The 20,299-nt window shown below is 74.4% G+C and carries 22 protein-coding genes; 7 read left to right on the top strand and 15 right to left on the bottom strand.

What is annotated here, in order from left to right:
* Positions 1–41 precede the first annotated feature (41 nt).
* Together WA616_RS18115 and WA616_RS18110 are read left to right on the top strand one after the other, a co-directional pair.
* Positions 42–911 (top strand): DUF4397 domain-containing protein, encoded by an 870-nt coding sequence (locus WA616_RS18115; RefSeq protein ID WP_336032031.1) that lies wholly within the window; start codon positions 42–44, stop codon positions 909–911.
* 65 nt (positions 912–976) lie between these two features.
* Positions 977–1,573 carry a class F sortase gene (locus WA616_RS18110; protein WP_336032029.1) on the top strand — a complete coding sequence of 199 codons (597 nt, stop codon included), beginning with the start codon at positions 977–979 and terminating at the stop codon, positions 1,571–1,573.
* Here WA616_RS18110 and WA616_RS18105 read toward each other — a convergent pair.
* The 3 genes from WA616_RS18105 to nucS form a co-directional block, all read right to left on the bottom strand.
* On the bottom strand, positions 1,570–1,881 hold the full coding sequence (locus WA616_RS18105) for a hypothetical protein (RefSeq protein WP_073421722.1): 312 nt from the start codon (positions 1,879–1,881) through the stop codon (positions 1,570–1,572). The two genes, WA616_RS18110 and WA616_RS18105, sit on opposite strands and share 4 nt — an antisense overlap.
* 4 nt (positions 1,882–1,885) lie before the next feature.
* Positions 1,886–3,667: a 3-hydroxyacyl-CoA dehydrogenase family protein gene (locus tag WA616_RS18100; RefSeq protein WP_336032025.1), complete on the bottom strand. Its 1,782-nt coding sequence runs from the start codon at positions 3,665–3,667 to the stop codon at positions 1,886–1,888.
* Positions 3,668–3,743: 76 nt separating this feature from the next.
* Positions 3,744–4,427, bottom strand: a complete 684-nt coding sequence (gene nucS, locus WA616_RS18095) for an endonuclease NucS (RefSeq protein ID WP_073421720.1) — start codon at positions 4,425–4,427, stop codon at positions 3,744–3,746.
* 66 nt (positions 4,428–4,493) lie between these two features.
* Between nucS and WA616_RS18090 the strand changes: the two genes are divergently transcribed.
* Positions 4,494–5,330 (top strand): hypothetical protein, encoded by an 837-nt coding sequence (locus WA616_RS18090; protein ID WP_336032024.1) that lies wholly within the window; start codon positions 4,494–4,496, stop codon positions 5,328–5,330.
* 9 nt (positions 5,331–5,339) lie between these two features.
* Here the strand turns inward: WA616_RS18090 and WA616_RS18085 are convergent, their stop codons facing one another.
* Together WA616_RS18085 and WA616_RS18080 are read right to left on the bottom strand one after the other, a co-directional pair.
* Positions 5,340–5,870, bottom strand: coding sequence for an NUDIX hydrolase family protein (locus WA616_RS18085; RefSeq protein WP_073421718.1), 531 nt, complete (start codon positions 5,868–5,870; stop codon positions 5,340–5,342).
* A gap of 50 nt (positions 5,871–5,920) precedes the next feature.
* Positions 5,921–6,694 carry an enoyl-CoA hydratase-related protein gene (locus WA616_RS18080; RefSeq protein WP_336032022.1) on the bottom strand — a complete coding sequence of 258 codons (774 nt, stop codon included), beginning with the start codon at positions 6,692–6,694 and terminating at the stop codon, positions 5,921–5,923.
* 59 nt (positions 6,695–6,753) lie between these two features.
* Here WA616_RS18080 and WA616_RS18075 point away from each other — a divergent pair, with 59 nt between their 5' ends.
* Positions 6,754–7,476, top strand: a complete 723-nt coding sequence (locus WA616_RS18075; protein WP_336032020.1) for a YqjF family protein — start codon at positions 6,754–6,756, stop codon at positions 7,474–7,476.
* A gap of 60 nt (positions 7,477–7,536) precedes the next feature.
* Positions 7,537–8,751: a sensor domain-containing phosphodiesterase gene (locus WA616_RS18070; RefSeq protein ID WP_336032019.1), complete on the top strand. Its 1,215-nt coding sequence runs from the start codon at positions 7,537–7,539 to the stop codon at positions 8,749–8,751.
* Here the strand turns inward: WA616_RS18070 and WA616_RS18065 are convergent.
* Complete coding sequence (locus tag WA616_RS18065; protein ID WP_336032018.1) at positions 8,748–10,766, bottom strand: protein meaA; 2,019 nt, start codon at positions 10,764–10,766, stop codon at positions 8,748–8,750. The two genes, WA616_RS18070 and WA616_RS18065, sit on opposite strands and share 4 nt — an antisense overlap.
* A 125-nt stretch (positions 10,767–10,891) precedes the next feature.
* On the opposite strand from WA616_RS18065, the gene WA616_RS18060 reads away from it, so the two are divergent.
* A complete protein-coding gene (locus WA616_RS18060; RefSeq protein ID WP_073422003.1) occupies positions 10,892–11,224 on the top strand; it encodes a hypothetical protein in 333 nt (110 codons plus the stop codon).
* 62 nt (positions 11,225–11,286) lie between these two features.
* On the opposite strand, the gene murA is transcribed toward WA616_RS18060, so the two are convergent.
* Positions 11,287–12,567 (bottom strand): UDP-N-acetylglucosamine 1-carboxyvinyltransferase, encoded by a 1,281-nt coding sequence (gene murA / locus WA616_RS18055; RefSeq protein WP_336032017.1) that lies wholly within the window; start codon positions 12,565–12,567, stop codon positions 11,287–11,289.
* Between the two features lie 50 nt (positions 12,568–12,617).
* Here murA and WA616_RS18050 point away from each other — a divergent pair, with 50 nt between their 5' ends.
* Positions 12,618–13,220, top strand: a complete 603-nt coding sequence (locus WA616_RS18050) for a cob(I)yrinic acid a,c-diamide adenosyltransferase (protein ID WP_336032015.1) — start codon at positions 12,618–12,620, stop codon at positions 13,218–13,220.
* A gap of 41 nt (positions 13,221–13,261) precedes the next feature.
* Here WA616_RS18050 and WA616_RS18045 read toward each other — a convergent pair whose 3' ends face one another.
* The 8 genes from WA616_RS18045 to WA616_RS18010 form a co-directional block, all read right to left on the bottom strand.
* Complete coding sequence (locus tag WA616_RS18045; protein WP_336032013.1) at positions 13,262–13,663, bottom strand: DUF2550 domain-containing protein; 402 nt, start codon at positions 13,661–13,663, stop codon at positions 13,262–13,264.
* 45 nt (positions 13,664–13,708) lie between these two features.
* A complete protein-coding gene (locus tag WA616_RS18040; RefSeq protein WP_336032011.1) occupies positions 13,709–14,095 on the bottom strand; it encodes a F0F1 ATP synthase subunit epsilon in 387 nt (128 codons plus the stop codon).
* Between the two features lie 149 nt (positions 14,096–14,244).
* Positions 14,245–14,457 carry a hypothetical protein gene (locus tag WA616_RS18035; protein WP_139253032.1) on the bottom strand — a complete coding sequence of 71 codons (213 nt, stop codon included), beginning with the start codon at positions 14,455–14,457 and terminating at the stop codon, positions 14,245–14,247.
* 286 nt (positions 14,458–14,743) lie between these two features.
* Positions 14,744–16,180 (bottom strand): F0F1 ATP synthase subunit beta, encoded by a 1,437-nt coding sequence (atpD, locus tag WA616_RS18030; protein ID WP_336032010.1) that lies wholly within the window; start codon positions 16,178–16,180, stop codon positions 14,744–14,746.
* A 58-nt stretch (positions 16,181–16,238) separates the two neighbouring features.
* Positions 16,239–17,177, bottom strand: coding sequence for a F0F1 ATP synthase subunit gamma (locus tag WA616_RS18025; RefSeq protein WP_336032008.1), 939 nt, complete (start codon positions 17,175–17,177; stop codon positions 16,239–16,241).
* 1 nt (position 17,178) lies between these two features.
* Positions 17,179–18,795 (bottom strand): F0F1 ATP synthase subunit alpha, encoded by a 1,617-nt coding sequence (gene atpA, locus WA616_RS18020; protein WP_336032007.1) that lies wholly within the window; start codon positions 18,793–18,795, stop codon positions 17,179–17,181.
* Between the two features lie 56 nt (positions 18,796–18,851).
* On the bottom strand, positions 18,852–19,670 hold the full coding sequence (locus WA616_RS18015) for a F0F1 ATP synthase subunit delta (protein WP_336032006.1): 819 nt from the start codon (positions 19,668–19,670) through the stop codon (positions 18,852–18,854).
* On the bottom strand, positions 19,670–20,251 hold the full coding sequence (locus tag WA616_RS18010) for a F0F1 ATP synthase subunit B (protein WP_073421705.1): 582 nt from the start codon (positions 20,249–20,251) through the stop codon (positions 19,670–19,672). Before WA616_RS18010 ends, WA616_RS18015 begins: the two co-directional genes overlap by 1 nt.
* Between the last annotated feature and the right edge of the window lie 48 nt (positions 20,252–20,299).

Here is a 20,299-nt window from a genome sequence, read left to right as displayed (position 1 = left end):
GGTGCCGCGAGCAGCGCGGGTCCGGACACGGGGAGGACGCAGTGACGAGGACGAGCCGGGTCCTGGCGGTGGCGGCATTGACGGCGGGCCTGGCAGGCCTGCCGCTGCCCGCGGCGAGCGCCGCCGACGGGGGGCTGCTGCGCCTGGCGCACCTGTCGCCCGACACCCCCGCGGTCGACGTGTACGTCGACTCGGTCGCCGACCCCGCCGCCGGGCAGGTGTTCCCGGCGGTCGGCTACGGCACGGTGTCGGACTACCAGACCGTCCCCGTCGGCACGTACGCGATCAGCATGCGGGCCGCGGGCGCCGCCCCCGACAGCCCGCCCGTGCTGTCGACGACGGTGCAGGTGGGCACCGACTCCGCCCGCACGGTGGCCGGCGTCGGGCCCTTCGCCGACCTGGGCCTCGAGGTGCTCGAGGACGACCTGACGCCGCCCGCGGCCGGGTCCTCGCGGGTGCGCGTGATCGCGGCCGCGGCGAGCGCGCCGACCCTCGACGTCGCCGTGCCCGGCGGCCCGTCGGTGGCCACCGACCTCGCCTTCGCCGAGACCACCGGCTACGTGGACGTGCCCGCGGGCGTCACCAGCATCAGCGTCACGCCCGAGGGCGGGCAGGCCACCGACCTGCCGGTGCAGGTGGACGCGGGCTCGGTCTACAGCGTGCTCGTCCTCGACCGCCCGGGTGGCGGCCTGAGCGTGCAGACGGCGCTCGACGCGGCCAGCCCGGGGGTGGTGCCCGCGGGCGGCGTGGAGGCGGGCGCCGGCGGGACGGCCGGGGACTCCCCGTCGCTGCCGGTCGTGCTCACCGCGACGGCCGGTTCGCTGGCCGCGGGCGGCGGGCTGCTGCTGGTCGCCTCCCGGCGCACCGCAGCCGCGGGCCCGCGGCACGCCGCCGGCCCGCGGGCGCGGTGACCTCCCCCCGGCGACGTCCCGCCCCCCGCCGTGCGCGGCACCGCGCACCCCGCCGGCGGGGGGCGGTGCTGCTGCGCGTCGTCGTCGGGGTGCTCGCCCTGGCCGCCGGGGCGGCCGTCCTGCTGGCGCCCGGGTCCCCATCGCCGGCCGGCGCGGCGGAACCGTCGCCGGCCCCGTCGCCGGGCGGCCCGGTGGTGCTGGCCGCTCCGCCGCCCGCGACGACGGCGGTGCCCACCCGGGTGCGGGTGCCGGCGATCGGCGTCGACAGCGCGCTGGTCGACCTCGGCCTCGACAGCGCCGGCGCGCTCGGGGCGCCCGCCGACTTCGCGCTGGCCGGCTGGTACGCCGACGGGCCGGTGCCCGGCGAGACCGGCCCCGCGGTCGTGGCCGGGCACGTCGACTCGACCGCGGGGCCGGCGGTGTTCTTCCGGCTGCGCGAGCTCGCCCCCGGCGACGAGGTGCTCGTCGACCGCTCCGACGGCGCGACCGCCCGGTTCACCGTCACCCGTGTCGAGCGGCACCCGAAGGACGCCTTCCCCACCGAGGCGGTCTATGGCCCCACCGCCGACGCCCAGCTGCGGCTGGTCACCTGCGGCGGCGCCTTCGACCGCTCGGTGCGCAGCTACGAGGACAACGTGGTGGTCTTCGCGCGGCTCGTCTAGCGACGGCGGTCGCGGGCCCGCCAGCAGGCGGTGTGCCAGTGCCGGCGCAGGTCGGCCGCGGAGTCGGTGTCCCACGGCTCGAGGTCGGAGTCGCGGGCGTAGGCGGGCCACGTGACCACGTGCGGCGTGCCGGGCCGGATCTCCTGGTCGCAGCCGGGGCAGCGGTAGGCCTTGGTGCTCGCGGCGCCGCTCAGCTGCCGGACGACCCAGTCGCCGTCGCTGGCCTCCTCGACCGGCTCGGGGCGACGCGACAGCGGGGGGCGGCCGCCCGGCCGCCCCCCGCTGCTCCGTCGTCCCCGGCGCGGCACGGCCTCAGCGGCCGGAGTGGTCCCGGAACCCGCGGCCGGTCTTGCGGCCGAGGTACCCGGCGGTGACCAGGTGCTCGAGCAGCGGAGCCGGCGCGAAGCCGGGCTCGCGGAACTCGGTGTAGAGCTCCCGCTCGATCGCCAGCGACACGTCGAGGCCGACGACGTCGAGCAGCTCGAAGGGACCCATCGGGTAGCCGCAGCCGACCTTCATCGCGGCGTCGATGTCGTCGGCGGTCGCGTAGTGCGCCTCGAGCATCTTCACCGCGTCGTTGAGGTAGGGGAACAGCAGCGCGTTGACGATGAACCCGGCGCGGTCGGTGCAGGATACCGCGTGCTTGCCCAGCTGCGCGCAGACCGCGTGCGCGGTGGCCGCGACGTCGGGGGCGGTGGCGATGGTGCTGACCACCTCGACGAGCTTCATCACCGGCGCGGGGTTGAAGAAGTGCAGGCCGACGACGTCACCGGGGCGCTCGCTGGCCTTGGCGCACTCGATGACCGGCAGGCTCGACGTCGTCGTGGCGAGCACCGCGCCCGGCTTGGCGATCTCCCCCAGCGCCGCGAACAGCGCCTGCTTGACCGGCAGCGACTCGACGACGGCCTCGATGACCAGGTCGCGGTCGGCGAGGTCGTCGAGCGACGTCGTGCCGCGGACCCGGCCGAGCGCCTCGTCGCGGGCGGCCTCGTCCAGGCGCCCGCGGGCCACCTGCTTGTCCAGCGACCGGGCCAGCGCCGTGCGGACGGCCTCGACCTTCTCCGGCGAGCGGGCCTGGAAGACGACGTCGTAGCCGCCCTTGGCGACGACCTCGATGATCCCGGTGGCCATCGTGCCCGAGCCGACGACGCCGACCAGCGAGACCGGGCGGGCGCCCTCGGCGGCGCCACCGGCCGGCGGGGTGGCGGCGTCGGGGACGACCTCGGCGGAGTCGCGGCCGGCGTAGGTGTAGAAGCCGCGGCCGGACTTCCGGCCCAGCAGGCCCGCGGTCATCATCTGCTTGATCACCGGGCTCGGGGCGTGCAGCCGGTCGCGCGACTGCTTGTACATCGTGTCGAGGATCTCGTAGGCGGTGTCGATGCCGATGAGGTCCATGAGCGCGAGCGGGCCCATCGGCAGGCCGCAGCCCAGCCGCATGGCGGCGTCGATGTCCTCGCGGCTGGCGTAGCGGTTCTCGTACATGGAGACCGCGTGGTTGAGGTAGCCGAACAGCAGGGCGTTGGCGATGAAGCCGGCCTTGTCGCCGATCGTCACGTCGACCTTGCCGAGGCGGGCGGCCAGGGCCTCGACGTCCTCGATGACCGAGGGTTCGGTGACGACGGTGCGCACCACCTCGACCAGCTTCATGACCGGCGCCGGGTTGAAGAAGTGCATCCCGATGACCTTGCTCGGGCGGCCGGTGGCCACCGACAGCTCGGTCACCGACAGGCTCGAGGTGTTCGTGGCCAGGATGGTGTCCGGCGGGCAGATCTTGTCGAGCTTGGCGAACAGGTCGGTCTTGAGCTCCATCCGCTCCGGGACGGCCTCGACGACCAGCTCGGCGGAGGCGAGGTCCTCCAGCGAGGTGCTGAACCGGATCCGGCCGAGGATCGCGTCGCGCTCCGCCGGCTCCAGCTTGCCGCGCGAGACCGCCTTGTCCGTCGACTGCTCGACGTGCCCGCGGCCGCGGCCGAGCGCGTCCTCGCTGATCTCCACGGCGGTCACCGACAGGCCCGCGCGGGCCAGCACCTCGGTGATGCCCGCACCCATGGTGCCGAGCCCCACCACGCCGACCTCGGTCAGTTCTCTGGCCACGCTGCCATCCCTCCGTACCCGTTCCGACCGGGGCAGTCTCCCACCCGGGACGGCGGCGGTTACCCCTGGGTAGGGTTCAGAACAGGCGCTGCGTGGGGTCGTCGGTGCCCTTGAGGACGGCGTAGTCGACGGTCACGCAGTCGATGCCGCGGTCGCCGGCCAGCACCCGCGCCTGCGGCTTGATCTCCTGCGCGGCGAACACGCCCTTGACCGGCGCGAGCAGCGGGTCGCGGTTGAGCAGCTCGAGGTAGCGGGTGAGCTGCTCGACGCCGTCGATCTCCCCGCGCCGCTTGATCTCCACCGCCACCGTGCGGCCGTCGGCGTCGCGGCACAGCAGGTCCACCGGGCCGATCGCCGTCGGGTACTCCCGGCGCACCAGCGTCCAGCCGGCGCCGAAGGTCTCCACGTGCAGCGCGAGCAGCCGCTGCAGCTCGGCCTCGACGCCGTCCTTCTGCAGGCCCGGGTCCACGCCGAGCTCGTGCGAGCTGTCGTGCTCGACGGCCTCGATCGTGATGACCAGCTGCTCCCCGGCCTTGTTGGTGACCGTCCAGGTGCCGGCCCGGCCGTCGGGGGTGTCGACGAGCTCGTCCTTGAGGGTGCAGGGCGGGGTCATCCAGTTGAGCGGCTTGTAGGCGCGGTCGTCGGCGTGCACCGACACCGAGCCGTCGGCCTTCACCAGCAGCAGCCGGGTGGCGAGGGGCAGGTGGGCGGTCAGCCGCCCGATGTAGTCGACCGAGCAACGGGCGATGACCAGGCGCACGGGCGCCGACGGTACCGGTCCGGTCACGACGGGAACCCCGCGGCCGGGGTCGGGCGTCGCACGACCGTGACGACGACGTCGACGGCCCGCGCGGCCGGCCTGCTCGCCCTGGCGCTCTCGCTCGCGGCCTGCGCCGGGGGCGGCGGGGACGCCGCGGCGCCCTCCCCCGACCCGGCGCCGCTGCCGCCCGGGCTGGTGCTGCAGGTGGCGCACACGGGCGGCTTCACGACACCGGACGAGCTCGCCGCCCGGCTGCCCGTGGTGAGCGTCTACGGCGACGGGCGGATCCTCACGCAGGGCCCGCAGATCGAGATCTGGCCGGCGCCGGCGTTGCCGAACGTGCAGGTGCAGCAGGTCGGCGAGGACGTCGTCCGCGACCTCGTGCAGGCCGCCGTCGACGCCGGCGTCGAGGAGTCCGGCGACCTCGGCGAGCCGCCGGTGGCCGACGCGCCGACGACCCGGTTCACCCTGGTGACCGGCGGTGGGACGGCGGTGCGGGAGGTCTACGCGCTGTCCGAGACGCCCGACGACTCGGTGACGCCCGAGCAGGCGGAGGCCCGCACGCGGCTGCGCGGGCTGGTCGACGAGCTCACCTCGCAGACCGGGCCGAGCGAGCCCTACGTCCCGCAGACCGTCGCCGCCGTGGTGCAGCCGCATCCCGGCGGCGACCCGGAGCTGCCGCAGCCCGACGTCGCCTGGCCCGGGCCGGAGCTGCCCGGGACGCCGCTCGGCGCGGGCCTGACCTGCGTGAGCGCCACCGGCCGCGAGGGCGCCGACGTGCTGGCCGCGGCCGCGTCGGCGAACGCCCTCACACCGTGGGTCACGCCCGACGGCGGCCGCTGGTCGGTCACGTTCCGGCCGGTCCTCCCGCACGAGACGGGCTGCGCCGACCTCGGGCGCTGACCCGGTGGCTCAGACGCCGAGGTGGGCCAGCGCCTGCAGGAGGAGCGTGCCCTGCCCGCCGGCCAGCTCGGCCAGCACGGTCGACCCGCGCACCTCGTCCGGGGTGAACCAGGTGAGCTCCAGCGCGTCCTGCTGCGGCGCGCAGTCGCCCTCCACGGGCACCACGTACGCCAGCGAGACGGCGTGCTGGCGGGGGTCGTGGAACGGCGTGACGCCCGGCGTCGGGAAGTACTCGGCGATGGTGAAGGGCTGCGGCGCCGGGGGGACGCGCGGCAGCGCGAGCGGGCCGAGGTCCTTCTCCAGGTGCCGCAGCAGCGCCGAGCGGACCCGCTCGTGGTGCAGCACCCGGCCCGAGACCAGCGCCCGCTTCACCTGCCCGTCCTCGCCGATCCGCAGCAGCAGGCCGACGGCGGTGACGACGCCCTGGCCGTCCACCCGCACCGGCACGGCGTCCACGTAGAGGATCGGCAGGCGCTCCCGCGCGAGGTCCATCTCCTCGCGGGAGAGCCAGCCGGCGTCGGACCGCGTCACCTCGGACATGCGGACTGTCTATCCGACGCGGCCGCGGGCGGCCCGGCAGGGTCCCCCGATCAGTCGGTCCAGACCGCGGGTCGCTTCTCCAGGAACGAGCGCATGCCCTCGCGGGCGCCGTCGAGCTGGCTGGCCGCGGCCATGACCTCGACGGCCGTGGCGTAGGCGTCGCGCTCGGGCCGGTCGAGCTGGGCGTACATCGTCCGCTTGCCCCACGCCTTGCTGGCCCGCGAGCCGCGGGTCGCCCGCGCCACGAGCTCGTCGACGGCGGCGTCCAGCTCGTCATCGGGGACCACGCGGTTGACCAGGCCCCAGTCCAGCGCGGTGCGGGCGTCGATGACGTCGCCGGTGAGGGCCAGCTCCATCGCCCGCTTGCGGCCGACGTTGCGGGCGATCGGCACCATCGGCGTGTGGCAGAACCAGCCGCCCTTGCCGCCCGGCGCGGCGAAGCCGGCCGACTCGGCGGCGACGGCCAGGTCGCAGGAGGCGACCAGCTGGCACCCGGCGGCGGTGGCCAGCGCGTGCACCCGGGCGACGACGACCTGCGGCACCTGCTCGATGGCCTGCATCAGCTCGGTGCACAGCGCCAGCAGGCTGCGCACGTCGGTCAGCGGGGCGTCGAGGACGTCGGCGAAGTCGTGACCCGCGCTGAACACCGGCCCCTCGCCCGCGAGCACGATGCCGGCGGCGTCGCCCTCCCCCACCTCGCGCACCGCGGCCAGCAGCTGCTCCAGGTGGTCGCGGGACAGCGCGTTGCGCCTCCGCGGCCGGCACATGGTGATGCGGACGACGTCGCCGTCCCGCTCGACGCGGGGCGCACCCTCAGCGGTCATGTGGCCGACCTCACCACGGCGGGGTCGCCGCGGGCAACGCCGCTGGGGAGGCTGGAGGCGTGCAGCCCGAGGAGGTCACCGACACCGCGCCGCGCGCCGCCGGCCGGACGCTGTTCACGCAGGGCTGGCGCGACGTCGCGTTCGTGCACTGGGCGGTCGACCCCGCCGTCGTCGCGCCGCTGCTGCCCGCCGGCACCGAGCCCGACGTGCACGACGGCGCGAGCTGGGTGGGTCTCGTGCCGTTCCGGATGCGGCGCATCGGCGTCCTGGGCTCCCCCGGCCTGCCGTGGGTCGGCTCGTTCCTCGAGACCAACGTGCGGCTGTACTCGGTCGACGCGCAGGGCCGCCGCGGCGTCGTCTTCCGGTCCCTCGACGCCGACCGGCTGCTGCCGGTGCTGGTCGCCCGGGCCGCCGGGCTGCCCTACCTGTGGTCGCGGATGCGGTTCGCCCGCGACGGCGACCGGCTCACCTACACCTCGCGCCGCCGCTGGCCCGGCCCCCGCGGCGCCGGCGGGCGGGTGGAGCTGCGCGTGGGCAAGCGGCTGGCCGCGCCCGGCCCGCTCGAGCGGTTCCTCACCGGCCGGTGGGGGCTGCACCAGACGACGCTCGGCCGCACCCGCTACTGGCCCAACGAGCACCCGGCCTGGCCGCTGCACCGCGCCGAGCTGCTGACCTGGGACGGCGACCTGCTGACCGCCGCCGGGCTGCCCGGGGTCGGCGGCCCGCCGGACAGCGTGCTGTTCTCCCCGGGCGTCGACGTGCGCTTCGGCCCGCGCCGGTAGCCGTCCGACGCCGTTCCGCCACCGCTGGGCAAGCGCTCTCCCAACCGTCAGGATGCCGGGGTGGGCTCTCCCCGGTCGCTCGCCGCTCCCCCGACGTCCGCTCCCTCCGACGACTGGGTGCACCGGCTGCTCGACCTCGCCCGGACCCGGCTCGACATGGACGTCGCGTGGCTGTCGGTGTTCACCGAGGGCAGGCAGGAGGTCACCTCGGCCACCGGCGCGCTCGACGCCATGAACGTGAGCGAGGGGATGTCGCTGCCGCTGGAGGAGTCCTTCTGCGTGCGGGTGCTCTCCGGCCAGCTGCCGCCCGTGGTGACCGCGGCCGACCGCAACCCGGTCACCCGCGACCTGGCGGTCACCGAGGCGCTGGGCATCGGTTCCTACGTCGGCGCCCCCGTCCGCGACGTCGACCGGCGCCCGCTGGGGATGCTCTGCTGCCTCAGCCGCGACGCCGGCGAGCACCTCGACGGCGCCGCGGTGCGCACGGTGGAGATGCTGGCCGACCTGATCGGCGAGCGGCTGGCCGCGGAGGAGTTCGCCGAGGCCGAGCTCACCGCGCGGCGCGACCGCGTCGTCGACGTCCTCACCCGCCGGGCGGTGACGATCCACCTGCAGCCGGTCGTGGACATGCGCTCGGGCCGGGTGGTGGCGCACGAGGCGCTGGCCCGCTTCCCCGGCCGGGAGGAGGGCCCCGCGACGCTGTTCTCCGACGCCGCGGCGGTCGGGCTCGGCGTCGAGCTGGAGCTGCTGGCGGTGCGCTCGGCGCTGGAGCTGGCCGACCGGCTCCCGCCCGGCACCCGCCTGGCGGTCAACGTCTCCCCCGAGGCGCTGCTCGTGCCCGCCGTGGGCCGCACGCTCGTCGAGGGTGCCGCCGCCACGCCGCTGACGGTCGAGGTCACCGAGCACTCCCCGATCGAGGACTACCCGGCCGTGCTGGTCGCCGTCGAGCCGCTGCGGCGGGCGGGGATCCGGCTCAGCGTGGACGACGCCGGCGCGGGCTACGCGAGCCTGCGGCACATCCTGCGGCTGCGCCCGGACACCATCAAGCTCGACATCGCCCTGGTCAGCGGCGTGGACACCGACCCGGCCCGGCAGGCGATGACCGCCGCGATGGTGGCCTTCGCCGCCGAGACCGGGTCCGCGCTGGTGGCCGAGGGCGTGGAGACCGCCGCCGAGCGGGACGCGCTGCTCGCCCGCGGCGTCCGGCTGGGGCAGGGCCACCTGTTCGGCCGCCCCGCCCCGCTGGACCGCGCGGCCGGCGAGCAGACCGGCTAGGCCGGCGCGGGGACCCGCTCGTCGAGGCCGTTCGCCTCGCGGACGACGTCGACGACCTGGCCCATGATGTCGGTGAGCCCGAAGTCCTTGGGCGTGAACACCCGGGCCACGCCCTGCTCGCGCAGCCGGCGCGCGTCGCTGTCGGGGATGATCCCGCCGACCACGACCGGGACGTCGTCGAGCCCGGCGTCCCGGAGGCCCTGGAGCACCGCCGGCACCACCTGCAGGTGCGAGCCGGACAGCACCGACAGCCCGACGACGTGCACGTCCTCCTCGACCGCCGCCGACACGATCTGCGCGGGCGTGAGCCGGATGCCCTGGTAGACCACCTCGAAGCCGGCGTCGCGGGCCCGGACGGCGATCTGCTCGGCACCGTTGGAGTGCCCGTCGAGGCCGGGCTTGCCGACCAGGAACCGCAGCCGCCCGCCGAGCTCCTCGCCGGTGGCGCGCACCCGCTCGCGGACGGCCACCAGCGTCTCGTCGGCCTCGCCGCCGCCGGTGGCCGCGGCCACGCCGGTCGGGGCGCGGAACTCGCCGAACACCTCGCGCAGGACCCCCGCCCACTCCCCCGTCGTCACGCCCGCGCGGGCGCACGCGAGCGTCGCGGGCACGAGGTTGACGTCGCTGCCCGCGGCCTCCCGCAGGGCGGCCAGCGCGGCCTCCACCGGCGCCGGGTCGCGCTCGGCACGCCACCGGCGCACCGCCTCCTGGGCGGCGCTCTCGACGGCGGGGTCGACGACCTGGATGGCGGCGTCGAGGTCGGCCAGCAGCGGGTTGGGCTCGGTGCCCTCGAACCGGTTGACGCCGACGACGACGTCGTCCCCGTTCTCCATCCGGCGCCGCCGCTCGGCCAGCGAGGCGACGAGCTGGCCCTTCATGTAGCCGGACTCGACGGCGGCCACCGCCCCGCCCATCTCCTGCACCCGGGCGATCTCGGCGCGGGCGCCCTCGACCAGCTCGGACACCTTCCGCTCCACGACGACCGAGCCGGTGAACAGGTCGTCGTACTCGAGCAGGTCGGTCTCGTAGGCGAGCACCTGCTGCAGCCGCAGCGACCACTGCTGGTCCCACGGCCGCGGCAGGCCGAGCGCCTCGTTCCAGGCGGGCAGCTGCACCGCGCGGGCGCGGGCGTCCTTCGACAGCGTGACCGCGAGCATCTCCAGCACGATCCGCTGCACGTTGTTCTCCGGCTGCGCCTCGGTCAGGCCCAGGGAGTTGACCTGCACGCCGTAGCGGAACCGGCGGTGCTTCGGGTCCTGCACGCCGTAGCGCTCCTGCGTCAGCTCGTCCCACAGCTGGGTGAAGGCGCGCATCTTGCACATCTCCTCGACGAAGCGGACGCCCGCGTTGACGAAGAAGGAGATGCGCGCGACCACCTCGCCGAAGCGCTCCTGCGGCACCTGGCCGGAGTCGCGCACGGAGTCCAGGACGGCGATCGCGGTGCTCATCGCGTAGGCGATCTCCTGCACCGGCGTCGCCCCGGCCTCCTGCAGGTGGTAGCTGCAGATGTTGATCGGGTTCCACTTCGGCATGGCCGTCACCGTGTAGGCGACCATGTCGGTGATCAGCCGCATCGAGGGCCCGGGCGGGAACACGTAGGTCCCGCGCGACAGGTACTCCTTGATGATGTCGTTCTGCGTCGTCCCCGCCAGCTTCGCGACGTCGTGGCCGTGCTCCTCGGCGACGGCCTGGTAGAGCGCGAGCAGCCACATCGCCGTCGCGTTGATGGTCATCGACGTGTTCATCTCGTCGAGCGGGATGCCGTCGAACAGTGCGCGCATGTCGCCGATGTGCGTCACCGGCACGCCGACCTTGCCCACCTCGCCGACGGCCAGCTCGTCGTCGGGGTCGTAGCCGGTCTGCGTCGGCAGGTCGAAGGCGACCGACAACCCGGTCTGCCCCTTCGCGAGGTTGCGCCGGTACAGGGCGTTCGACTCGGCGGGTGACGAGTGGCCGGCGTAGGTGCGCATGACCCAGGGGCGGTCGCGGTCCTTCGGCGCTGAAGGGAACGGCATGCCCGCGGAGTGTAGGGCTGTTACCGGCCAGTAGCAGCACCGGTCCGGAAGCTCCGGCGGTGGCACACTCGATCGTGGACGACCGTGCCGGCGGGGCGCGGCCGGGGTCGACGGAGGGGGCCGGGATGCTGCAGCCGGGCAGTCTCAGCTACATCGCCGGGCCGGTCATCGCGATCGTCGTCATGGTCCTGCTGGCGCTCTTCATGCGCTGGGCCTTCGGCGGCAGCTCGACCGGCGGCATGCGCCGCGGCCGTCCCACGCCGTCGGACGACGGCCTGCTGACCCGCGTGGCCACGCTGTCGCGGCGGGAGTCGGCGCTGGCCCTGCGCGCGGTCCTGTCCGACGCCGGGATCCGCTCGACGATCCGCTTCCCCGAGGCGCACCGGGCCGACGTGCTCGTCTTCCCCGAGGACGCCCCCCGCGCCCGCGAGCTCGCGGCCTCGTTCCCGGCCCGTTAGCGGCCCCCGTGCAGGGGCCCGGGCCGAGCGCAGCGAGGTCCGGGGGGCACGGGGGTCCTTCCTCAGTCGGGGCGCTCGACCCGGCGGATCTCGGCGCCGAGGCCGGTGAGCAGCTCGACGAAGTCGGGGTAGCCGCGGTCGACGTGGTGCACGTCCTGCACCTCGGTGACGCCGTCGGTGAGCAGCCCGGCGAGCACCAGCCCGGCGCCGGCGCGGATGTCGGTGGCCAGCACCGGCGCGCTGGAGAGCCGCTCGCGGCCCCGGACGACGGCGTGGTGGCCGTCGATGCGCACGTCGGCGCCCAGCCGGACCAGCTCGTTGACGAACATGAACCGGCCCTCGAACACGTTCTCGGTGATCAGCGCCGTGCCGGTGGACACCGCGGCGAGGGCGACCGCCATCGGCTGCAGGTCCGTGGGGAACCCGGGGAAGGGCAGCGTGACGACGTCGACCCCGCGGGGCCGCTCCTCCATGGCCACCCGGATGCCGTTCTCGACCACCTCGACGGTGGCTCCGGCGCTGACCAGCTTGTCCAGCGGGACGGCGAGGTGGGCGGGCACGGCCCGCTCCACGACGACGTCGCCGCGGGTCATCACCGCGCCGATGGCCCAGGTGCCGGCCACGATCCGGTCGGGGACGGTGCTGTAGGTGACCGGGCGCAGGGCGTCGACGCCCTCGATCGTCAGCGTGGACGAGCCCGCGCCGTCGATCCGCGCGCCCATCGCGGTGAGCATCGAGCAGATGTCGACGATCTCCGGCTCGCGCGCGGCGTTGTCGATGACGGTCGTGCCCTCGGCGAGCACCGCGGCCATGAGCAGGTTCTCGGTGGCGCCGACCGACGGGAAGTCCAGCCAGATCGAGGTGCCCTGGAGCCTCGGCGCGGTGGCCACGAGGAAGCCGTGCTCGCTGTGGATGGAGGCGCCGAGCCGCTCGAGGCCGGAGATGTGCATGTCCAGGCCGCGGGAGCCGATCGCGTCGCCGCCGGGGAGCGCGACCTTGGCGCTGCCGCAGCGGGCCACCAGCGGGCCGAGCACGCTGATCGAGGCGCGCATCTTGCGGACCAGGTCGTAGTCGGTCTCGGTGTCCGGCTGCTCCGGCACGTCGACGACGACCCGGCCGCCGCCCCCGGGCTGCCCCGAACGCTCGTAGGTGACGCCGCAGCCCAGCCGGCGCAGCACCTCGCTCATGATCGCCACGTCGAGGATGTCGGGGACCTCGTCGATGGTCGTCCGGCCGGAGGCCAGGAGCGCCGCCGCCATGAGCTTGAGGGCGCTGTTCTTGGCGCCCGTGACGCGGACCCTGCCCGTGAGGGCCGTGCCCCCGGTCACCTCGAAGCACTGCACCGGCCCACCCTACGGCCGGCGGCCTCCGGCCAGCGCCTAGTCTCCTGGCCATGACCGTCCGGCTCACCCGCATCTACACGAAGACCGGTGACGCCGGGCAGACCCACCTCGGCGACATGAGCCGGGTGTCGAAGACCGACCCGCGCCTGGTCGCCTACGCCGACGTCGACGAGGCCAACAGCGTCATCGGCGTCGCGCTCGCGCTGGGCTCGCCGACGCCGGAGCTGAGCGAGCTGCTGCGCAGCGTGCAGAACGACCTGTTCGACGTCGGCGCGGACCTCTGCACCCCGATCGTCCCCGACCCCGCGTACCCGCCGCTGCGGGTGACCGCCGCCTACACCGAGCGGCTCGAGGCCGCCTGCGACGAGCACAACGAGGCGCTGCCGAAGCTGACCAGCTTCGTGCTGCCCGGCGGCACCCCGCTCGCGGCGCTGCTGCACCAGGCGCGGGTGGTGGTCCGGCGGGCCGAGCGGAGCGTCTGGGCGCTGCTGGAGGCCGACGGCGAGCGCACCAACCCCGAGACGGCGCGCTACCTCAACCGGCTCTCGGACCTGGTGTTCATCCTCGCCCGCGAGGCCAACCCCGACGGCGACGTCCTCTGGGAGCCGGGGGCGCACAGCGGGGTGCACGCCCAGCGCGCCGCCCGCGGCTGACCGCCCGGGTCGGCCGCCGGGCTCGCCCGCCCGGCCGGCTCCTAGGCCGTGGGCGGGGCCGACTCCACCCAGGACAGGAAGCCGGTCACCGTCGCGGGGTCCATCGCCAGCTCACGGGGCCCGTTGTCGGTCTCGCAGGACACCACGACGGCGTCGTCAGGCAGCGCGACGTCGTCGCGGCCGGGCGCCCGGCGGCCGGCGACGTGCAGCTCGGTGCGGCACAGCCGCTGCTGCGGGCGCACCGACAGCGACACGGCGCGGTACCAGAGCAGCGCGTCCCCGCCGTACCAGGCCACGCCCACCGCCCAGCGCGAGCTGCCGCCGGGGCGCAGCCACATGGTCACCGCGCCGAGGCCGGAGAGCAGGAACCGGCGGCGCAGCAGGAAGGCGACCACCAGGGCGACGACCAGCCCCGCGGCGACGACGAGGAGGGCGGTGGTCACCGGCGGGTCGTGCGGGAGCGGTCCGGTCGGGTCAGGCCGGCCGGGTCAGGCCTGGCCGGCGGCGCGCAGCCGGGACTGGGCGCGGCGGGCGGCGGCGAGCGCGTCGGGGTCGTCCCCGTCGGCCTCGGCGCGGCGCAGGGCCTCGCGGGCCCGCTCGACGTCGATCTCGGAGCTGATCTCCGCCGTCTCGGCGAGGATCGAGACGCCCTGCGGCGTCACCGACAGGAAGCCGCCGTGGGCGGCCGCGACGACGTCCTGGCCCTCGGTGCTGCGGATGGTGACGACGCCGCCGGGGGCGAGCTCGCCGAGCAGCGGGGCGTGGCCGGGCAGGACGCCGATCTCACCCTCGGTGGTGCGGGCGATGACCATGCTCGCCTCGCCGGACCAGATGGTCCGCTCGACGGCCACCAACTCGACCTGCAGGGTCGCCACGACACTCCTCCGGGTCCACCGACGCTGCGGTGCTGGGACGCCGGCCGGACGGGCACGGCGACGGTCGCCCTCACTCTAGCCGCGCGCGTCGCGGGGTCCGGCGCGGGTCGGCCGCGGCCACCCCTTCGGGCGGCGGCCTGCCCGGGTGCTCAGGCGGCGCGGCGGTAGAGCAGGGTCCAGCGGCCGACGCGGACCCAGGGGTGGCGCACCGTGGAGGCCGGCGCCCAGTCGTCGGTGTCGTAGCAGATGTCGTCGACGGAGGAGACCGGCGCCGACGGCGGCCATGTCCAGCCGGGGTCCGGGGTGCTGACCGGCAGCCGGCTCACCGTGCCGTGCGTGCTCGTCCCGTCCAGCCAGTCCATCGTCACTCCCGTGCTGCGCGTCCGGTCCCTCCGGGGCGCCACCTGCTGTGTCGGCACGCAGGCTCCCGCTCTTGAGGGTCGATCCGCCAGCCACCTGCCCACGGGGGTGCCCCGCTCAACCCCCCGTCCCGGCGCGCCCGGGCAGGTCCCGACGCTGTGTCACCGGTCCGGCACAGAGGACATCGGCGCAGGTCACGGACCCGTAACGGCGGGACGGGGAGCCGGGGAAGCACGACGGCCGGGCACCCCCGTTCGGGGTGCCCGGCCGTCGACGGACCGCGAGAGGTCAGCCGCGCTTGAGCTTCTCCGCGTTGCGCTCGAGGTCCTCGAGCCCACCGCACATGAAGAAGGCCTGCTCCGGCACGTGGTCGTAGCTGCCCTCGGTGAGCGCCTTGAAGGCCTCGAGGGTCTCCGACAGCGGCACGAAGGAACCGGGCTGACCGGTGAAGGCCTCGGCCACGAACATGTTCTGCGAGAGGAACCGCTCGATCCGCCGCGCGCGCTGCACGGTGACCTTGTCCTCCTCGGAGAGCTCGTCGATGCCGAGGATGGCGATGATGTCCTGCAGCTCCTGGTAGCGCTGCAGGATCTGCTTCACCGTCTGGGCGACCTGGTAGTGCTCCTGCCCGACGTACTGCGGGTCGAGGATCCGGCTGGTGGAGTCCAGCGGGTCGACGGCCGGGTAGATGCCCTTCTCCGAGATCGGCCGCGAGAGCACGGTCGTCGCGTCGAGGTGGGCGAAGGTGGTGTGCGGCGCCGGGTCGGTGATGTCGTCGGCGGGCACGTAGATCGCCTGCAGCGACGTGATCGAGTGACCACGCGTCGAGGTGATCCGCTCCTGCAGCTCGCCCATCTCGTCGGCGAGGGTCGGCTGGTACCCCACGGCGGAGGGCATGCGGCCCAGCAGCGTGGAGACCTCGGACCCGGCCTGGGTGAACCGGAAGATGTTGTCGATGAAGAGCAGCACGTCCTGGTTCTGCTCGTCGCGGAAGTACTCCGCCATCGTCAGCGCCGAGAGCGCCACCCGCAGGCGGGTGCCCGGCGGCTCGTCCATCTGGCCGAAGACCAGCGCGGTCGAGTTGATGACGCCGGACTCCGTCATCTCCGTGATGAGGTCGTTGCCCTCACGGGTGCGCTCGCCGACGCCGGCGAACACCGACACGCCACCGAACTCCTGGGCGACGCGGCGGATCATCTCCTGGATGAGCACCGTCTTGCCCACGCCGGCCCCGCCGAACAGGCCGATCTTGCCGCCGGCCACGTAGGGGGTCAGCAGGTCGATGACCTTGATGCCGGTCTCGAGCAGCTCGGTGCGGCCCTCGAGCTGGTCGAACCGCGGCGCGTGGCGGTGGATCGACCAGCGGGTGAGGTCGCTGCCGTAGCCGGGCTGGTCGAGGCACTCGCCGAGGGCGTTGAACACGTGCCCGGTGACGCCCTCGCCGACGGGCACCGAGATCGGGGACCCGGTGTCGGTGACCGCGGCGCCGCGGACGAGGCCGTCGGTCGGGGCCATGGAGATGGTGCGGACCACGTTGTCACCCAGGTGCTGGGCGACCTCGAGGGTCAGGGTCTTGCCCAGGTCGGCGAGGGTGACGTCGACGTGCAGGGCGTTGAACAGGTCGGGCATCGCGTCGCGCGGGAACTCGACGTCGACGACCGGCCCGGTGACCCGGACGACGCGGCCGGTCGTCTGGGTGGTCGGACGGTCCTCGGTGACGGTCATGGGGTGCTCCTGGGATCTCAGGTCCGGACTCCCCGTCGCGGGCGACGGGGCGGGGTGGTCAGTCGTCGGCGTTCGCTGCGACCAGCGCGTCGGCGCCACCGACGATCTCGCTGATCTCCTGGGTGATCTCCGCCTGCCGGGCCTGGTTGGCCTGGCGGGACAGGTTCTTGGCCAGCTCCTCGGCGTTGTCGGACGCCGACTTCATCGCCCGCCGGCGCGACGCCGACTCCGAGGCCGCGGCCTCGAGCAGCGCCGCGTAGATGCGGGTGGTGACGTACTTGGGGAGCAGCGCGTCCAGCAGCGCCTCGGGTGAGGGCTCGAACTCGTAGGAGGTGGGGACGCCGGAGTCACTGGGGCGCTCGCCGTCCTCCTCCCCCGCGTCCTCGAGCTCCGAGGTGTCCATCGGGGCCAGCCGGCGGGCGGTCGGCACCTGGGACAGCAGCGAGACGAACTCGGTGTAGACGATGTGCACCTCGTCGACGGCGCCGCTGCGGTCGGCGTCGTCCCCCGGCGCGAACACGTCGATCAGCGCGCGGCCGACCTCCTGCGCGTCGGAGTAGGCCGGCTGCTCGGAGAACCCGGTGAAGGTCCGCTCGACGGCCCGGTCGCGGAAGGAGTAGTAGGTCTCCCCCTTGCGGCCGACGACGTAGAGCACCGGCTCCTTGCCCTGCTGGCGCAGCTGGCCGAGGAGCTCCTCGGTGCGGCGCAGCACGTTGACGTTGTACGAGCCGGCGAACCCACGGTCGGAGGTGACCACCAGGACCGCCGCCCGGCGCGTCTCGGTCCGCTCGTTGAGCAGCGGGTGCTCCAGCGTCGCGGAGGACGCCAGGGCCGAGAGCACGCGGGTGATCACCCGGGCGTAGGGCTTGGAGGCCTCCACCCGGGCCTGGGCGCGGACGATGCGGGCGCCGGCGATCAGCTCCTGGGCCGAGAAGATCTTCTTCGTCGACTGGGTGGAGCGGATGCGGCGCCGCAGCGCGCGGAGGGAACCGGCCACGTCAGGCGCTCTTCGTCGTCGAGACGCCCTGGGCGGTCGCGCCGCCGTCGCCGTCGTCGGTGAGCGAGGAGCCGTCCGACGTCGTGAACGAGCCGTAGAACGACTGCACCGCGCGCTCGAGGCTGCTGACGGCGTCGTCCCCTAGGGCCCGCGAGGTGCGGATCTCGTCGTAGACGCCGGGCTCGGACCGGCCGATGTGGTCGAGGAACTCCGACTCGAAGCGCCGGACGTCGCCGACCGGGATGCGGTCGAGCTTGCCGGTGGTGCCGAGCCACAGCGAGACGACCTCGCGCTCGACCGGGTAGGGCTGGTACTGGCCCTGCTTGAGCAGCTCGACCAGGCGCTGGCCGCGGTCCAGCGTGGCGCGGCTGGAGGCGTCCAGGTCGGACGAGAAGGAGGCGAAGGCCTCGAGCTCGCGGTACTGGGCGAGGTCCAGGCGCAGCCGGCCGGCGACGGACTTCATCGCCTTGATCTGCGCCGAGCCGCCGACGCGGGACACCGAGATGCCGACGTTGATGGCCGGGCGGACACCGGAGTTGAACAGACCCGTCTCGAGGAAGATCTGCCCGTCGGTGATCGAGATGACGTTGGTCGGGATGTAGGCCGACACGTCGTTGCCCTTGGTCTCGATGAGCGGGAGACCCGTCATCGAGCCGGCACCCAGGTCGTCGGAGAGCTTCGCGCAGCGCTCCAGCAGGCGGGAGTGGAGGTAGAAGACGTCGCCCGGGTAGGCCTCGCGGCCCGGCGGGCGGCGCAGCAGCAGGGAGACGGCGCGGTAGGCCTCGGCCTGCTTGGACAGGTCGTCGAACACGATGAGGACGTGCTTGCCCTCGTACATCCAGTGCTGGCCGATGGCCGAGCCGGTGTAGGGGGCGATGTACTTGAAGCCGGCCGACTCCGACGCCGGTGCGGCGACGATCGTCGTGTACTCCATCGCGCCGGCCTCCTCGAGGGAGGCGCGGATCGCCGCGATCGTCGAGCCCTTCTGGCCGACGGCGACGTAGATGCAGCGCACCTGCTGGGCCGGGTCACCGGTCTCCCAGGCCTGCTTCTGGTTGATGATCGTGTCGGTGACGATCGCCGTCTTGCCGGTCTGGCGGTCGCCGATGACCAGCTGGCGCTGACCGCGGCCGATCGGCGTCATGGCGTCGATGGCCTTGATGCCGGTCTGCATCGGCTCGTGCACCGACTGCCGCTGCACCACGGTCGGGGCCTGCAGCTCCAGGGCCCGGCGCCCGGTGGTGGCGATCTCGCCGGCACCGTCGATCGGGTTGCCCAGCGGGTCGACCACGCGGCCGAGGTAGCCGTCGCCGACCGGCACCGAGAGGACCTCGCCGGTGCGGCGGACCTGCTGGCCCTCCTCGATCCCGGCGAAGTCACCCAGGATGACGACGCCGACCTCGCGGACGTCGAGGTTCAGCGCCAGGCCGCGGACACCGCTCTCGAACTCGAGCAGCTCGTTGGTCATGACCGAGGGCAGGCCCTCGACCCGGGCGATGCCGTCGCCGGCCTCGGTGACGATCCCGACCTCTTCCCGGGACACGTCCGGGGAGAACTCGGTGACGTAGTTCTGGATGGCACTGCGGATCTCGTCTGCGGAGATCGTCAGCTCGGCCATGGCTCGCGTCCTCTTCCCTGCTGGGTCGTGCTGTCTGTGGTCTGGGGTGGGGCGGGTCAGCCGGCGAGCCGGCGGCTCGCGACCTCGAGCCGGTTCGCCACGCTGCCGTCGATGACCTCGTCACCGACGCGGACGACGAGACCGCCGAGCACCGCCGGGTCGACGGTCACCTGCAGTCCGATGGTCCGCCCGTAGATCCGGCCGAGCACGTCCTGCAGCCGGCGCTCCTGCGCCGCGGTCAGCGCCACCGCCGTCGTCACGTGGGCGACGGAACGGCCGCGCCGGGCGGAGGCCGCCTCGGACAGCCGGACGATCCGGTTCTCCGCGTTCCCCACGTGCCGCGCGGTCAGCGAGTTCCGCAGCAGCGACTCGGTGACCGGGCTGACCCGGCCCGTGAGCAGCCGGTCGAGCAGGGCCGACTTGCCCGCCACGGGCGCGCGGTCGTCACCGAGGATGCGGCTGAGCTCGGGGTCGCCGCCGACGATCCGGCCAAACCGGAAGAGCTCGTCCTCGACGCCCTCGAGCTCGCCGCGCGCCTCGGCGGCGTCGAGCCCCGCCTCCGTGGCGAGCACCTCGGTGGCCTCGACCAGGTCCAGCGGGCGCGACCAGCGCTGCCGGGCCGCGGTCTGGACCAGGTCGACGGTCGCCTCCGACACCCGCGAGCCGAGGACCCGCTGGGCCAGGCCCGCGCGGTCGGCCGGCTTGACGGCCGCGTCCGACAGCGCCCGCCGCAGCGCGACGCTGCCGTCGAGCAGCCGCGCGACGGCGAACAGCTCGTCGGCGAAGGCGAGCAGGCCCGGGCCGGCCGCCCCGCGGGTGGTCGCCGCCAGGCGCTCGCGGGTGACCGCGAGCGCCTCCCGGCTCGAGGCGTCCATCAGCGGTCCGTGCCGGGGACGAACACGGTGCTGCCGGTCCGCCCGTCGGTGGCGCCGCCGGCGCTCATGCCGTCGAGCGTGTCGAGGAAGCGGTCGACGGTGCCCCGGCGACGCGCCTCGTCCTCGAGGGACTCCCCGACGACGCGGCCGGCCAGGTCGACGGCGAGCGTGCCGATCTGGCCACGCAGCTCGTTGATGACCGACTGGCGGTTGGCCGCCAGCTGCTCCTCGCCGCGCGCGACGATCCGCGCGGACTCCTCCTGCGCCTGCGTCCGCAGCTCCTCGAGGATCTGCTGGCCCTCGGCGCGCGCCTGGTCGCGGATCTGCGCGGCCTCGGTCCGGGCCTCGGCGAGCTGGGCGCGGTACTGCTCCAGCGCCGCCTTCGCCTCGGCCTGCATGGCCTCGGCACGCTCGATGCCGCCCTCGATCGCCTCACGACGAGCGCGGAAGACCTGCTCGAACCGCGGCGCGATGAGCCGGAAGAACACCACCATGACGATCGCGAAGGCGATCAGGCCGATGATGATCTCACCGAGCGGCGGGATGAGCGGGTTGGCACTCTCCGCAGCGAGGATGCTCATGGTCTCAGTGTCCTGTCTCTGTGGTCGCTGTCCCTACCCGGAGGCGGG

This window comes from Geodermatophilus sp. FMUSA9-8, assembly GCF_037034165.1.
GTDB classification, from domain to species: Bacteria; Actinomycetota; Actinomycetes; order Mycobacteriales; family Geodermatophilaceae; genus Geodermatophilus; species Geodermatophilus nigrescens.
This window is presented reverse-complemented; position numbering and strand designations above follow the sequence as displayed.

Coding starts and splice junctions, on each gene's coding strand:
- WA616_RS18085 (WP_073421718.1), bottom strand. CDS start 5,870: ATGTCCGAGGTGACGCGGTCCGACGCCGGCTGGCTCTCCCGCGAGGAG.
- WA616_RS18080 (WP_336032022.1), bottom strand. CDS start 6,694: ATGACCGCTGAGGGTGCGCCCCGCGTCGAGCGGGACGGCGACGTCGTC.
- WA616_RS18065 (WP_336032018.1), bottom strand. CDS start 10,766: ATGCCGTTCCCTTCAGCGCCGAAGGACCGCGACCGCCCCTGGGTCATG.
- WA616_RS18060 (WP_073422003.1), top strand. CDS start 10,892: ATGCTGCAGCCGGGCAGTCTCAGCTACATCGCCGGGCCGGTCATCGCG.
- WA616_RS18050 (WP_336032015.1), top strand. CDS start 12,618: ATGACCGTCCGGCTCACCCGCATCTACACGAAGACCGGTGACGCCGGG.
- WA616_RS18035 (WP_139253032.1), bottom strand. CDS start 14,457: ATGGACTGGCTGGACGGGACGAGCACGCACGGCACGGTGAGCCGGCTG.
- atpD (WP_336032010.1), bottom strand. CDS start 16,180: ATGACCGTCACCGAGGACCGTCCGACCACCCAGACGACCGGCCGCGTC.
- atpA (WP_336032007.1), bottom strand. CDS start 18,795: ATGGCCGAGCTGACGATCTCCGCAGACGAGATCCGCAGTGCCATCCAG.
- WA616_RS18015 (WP_336032006.1), bottom strand. CDS start 19,670: ATGGACGCCTCGAGCCGGGAGGCGCTCGCGGTCACCCGCGAGCGCCTG.
- WA616_RS18010 (WP_073421705.1), bottom strand. CDS start 20,251: ATGAGCATCCTCGCTGCGGAGAGTGCCAACCCGCTCATCCCGCCGCTC.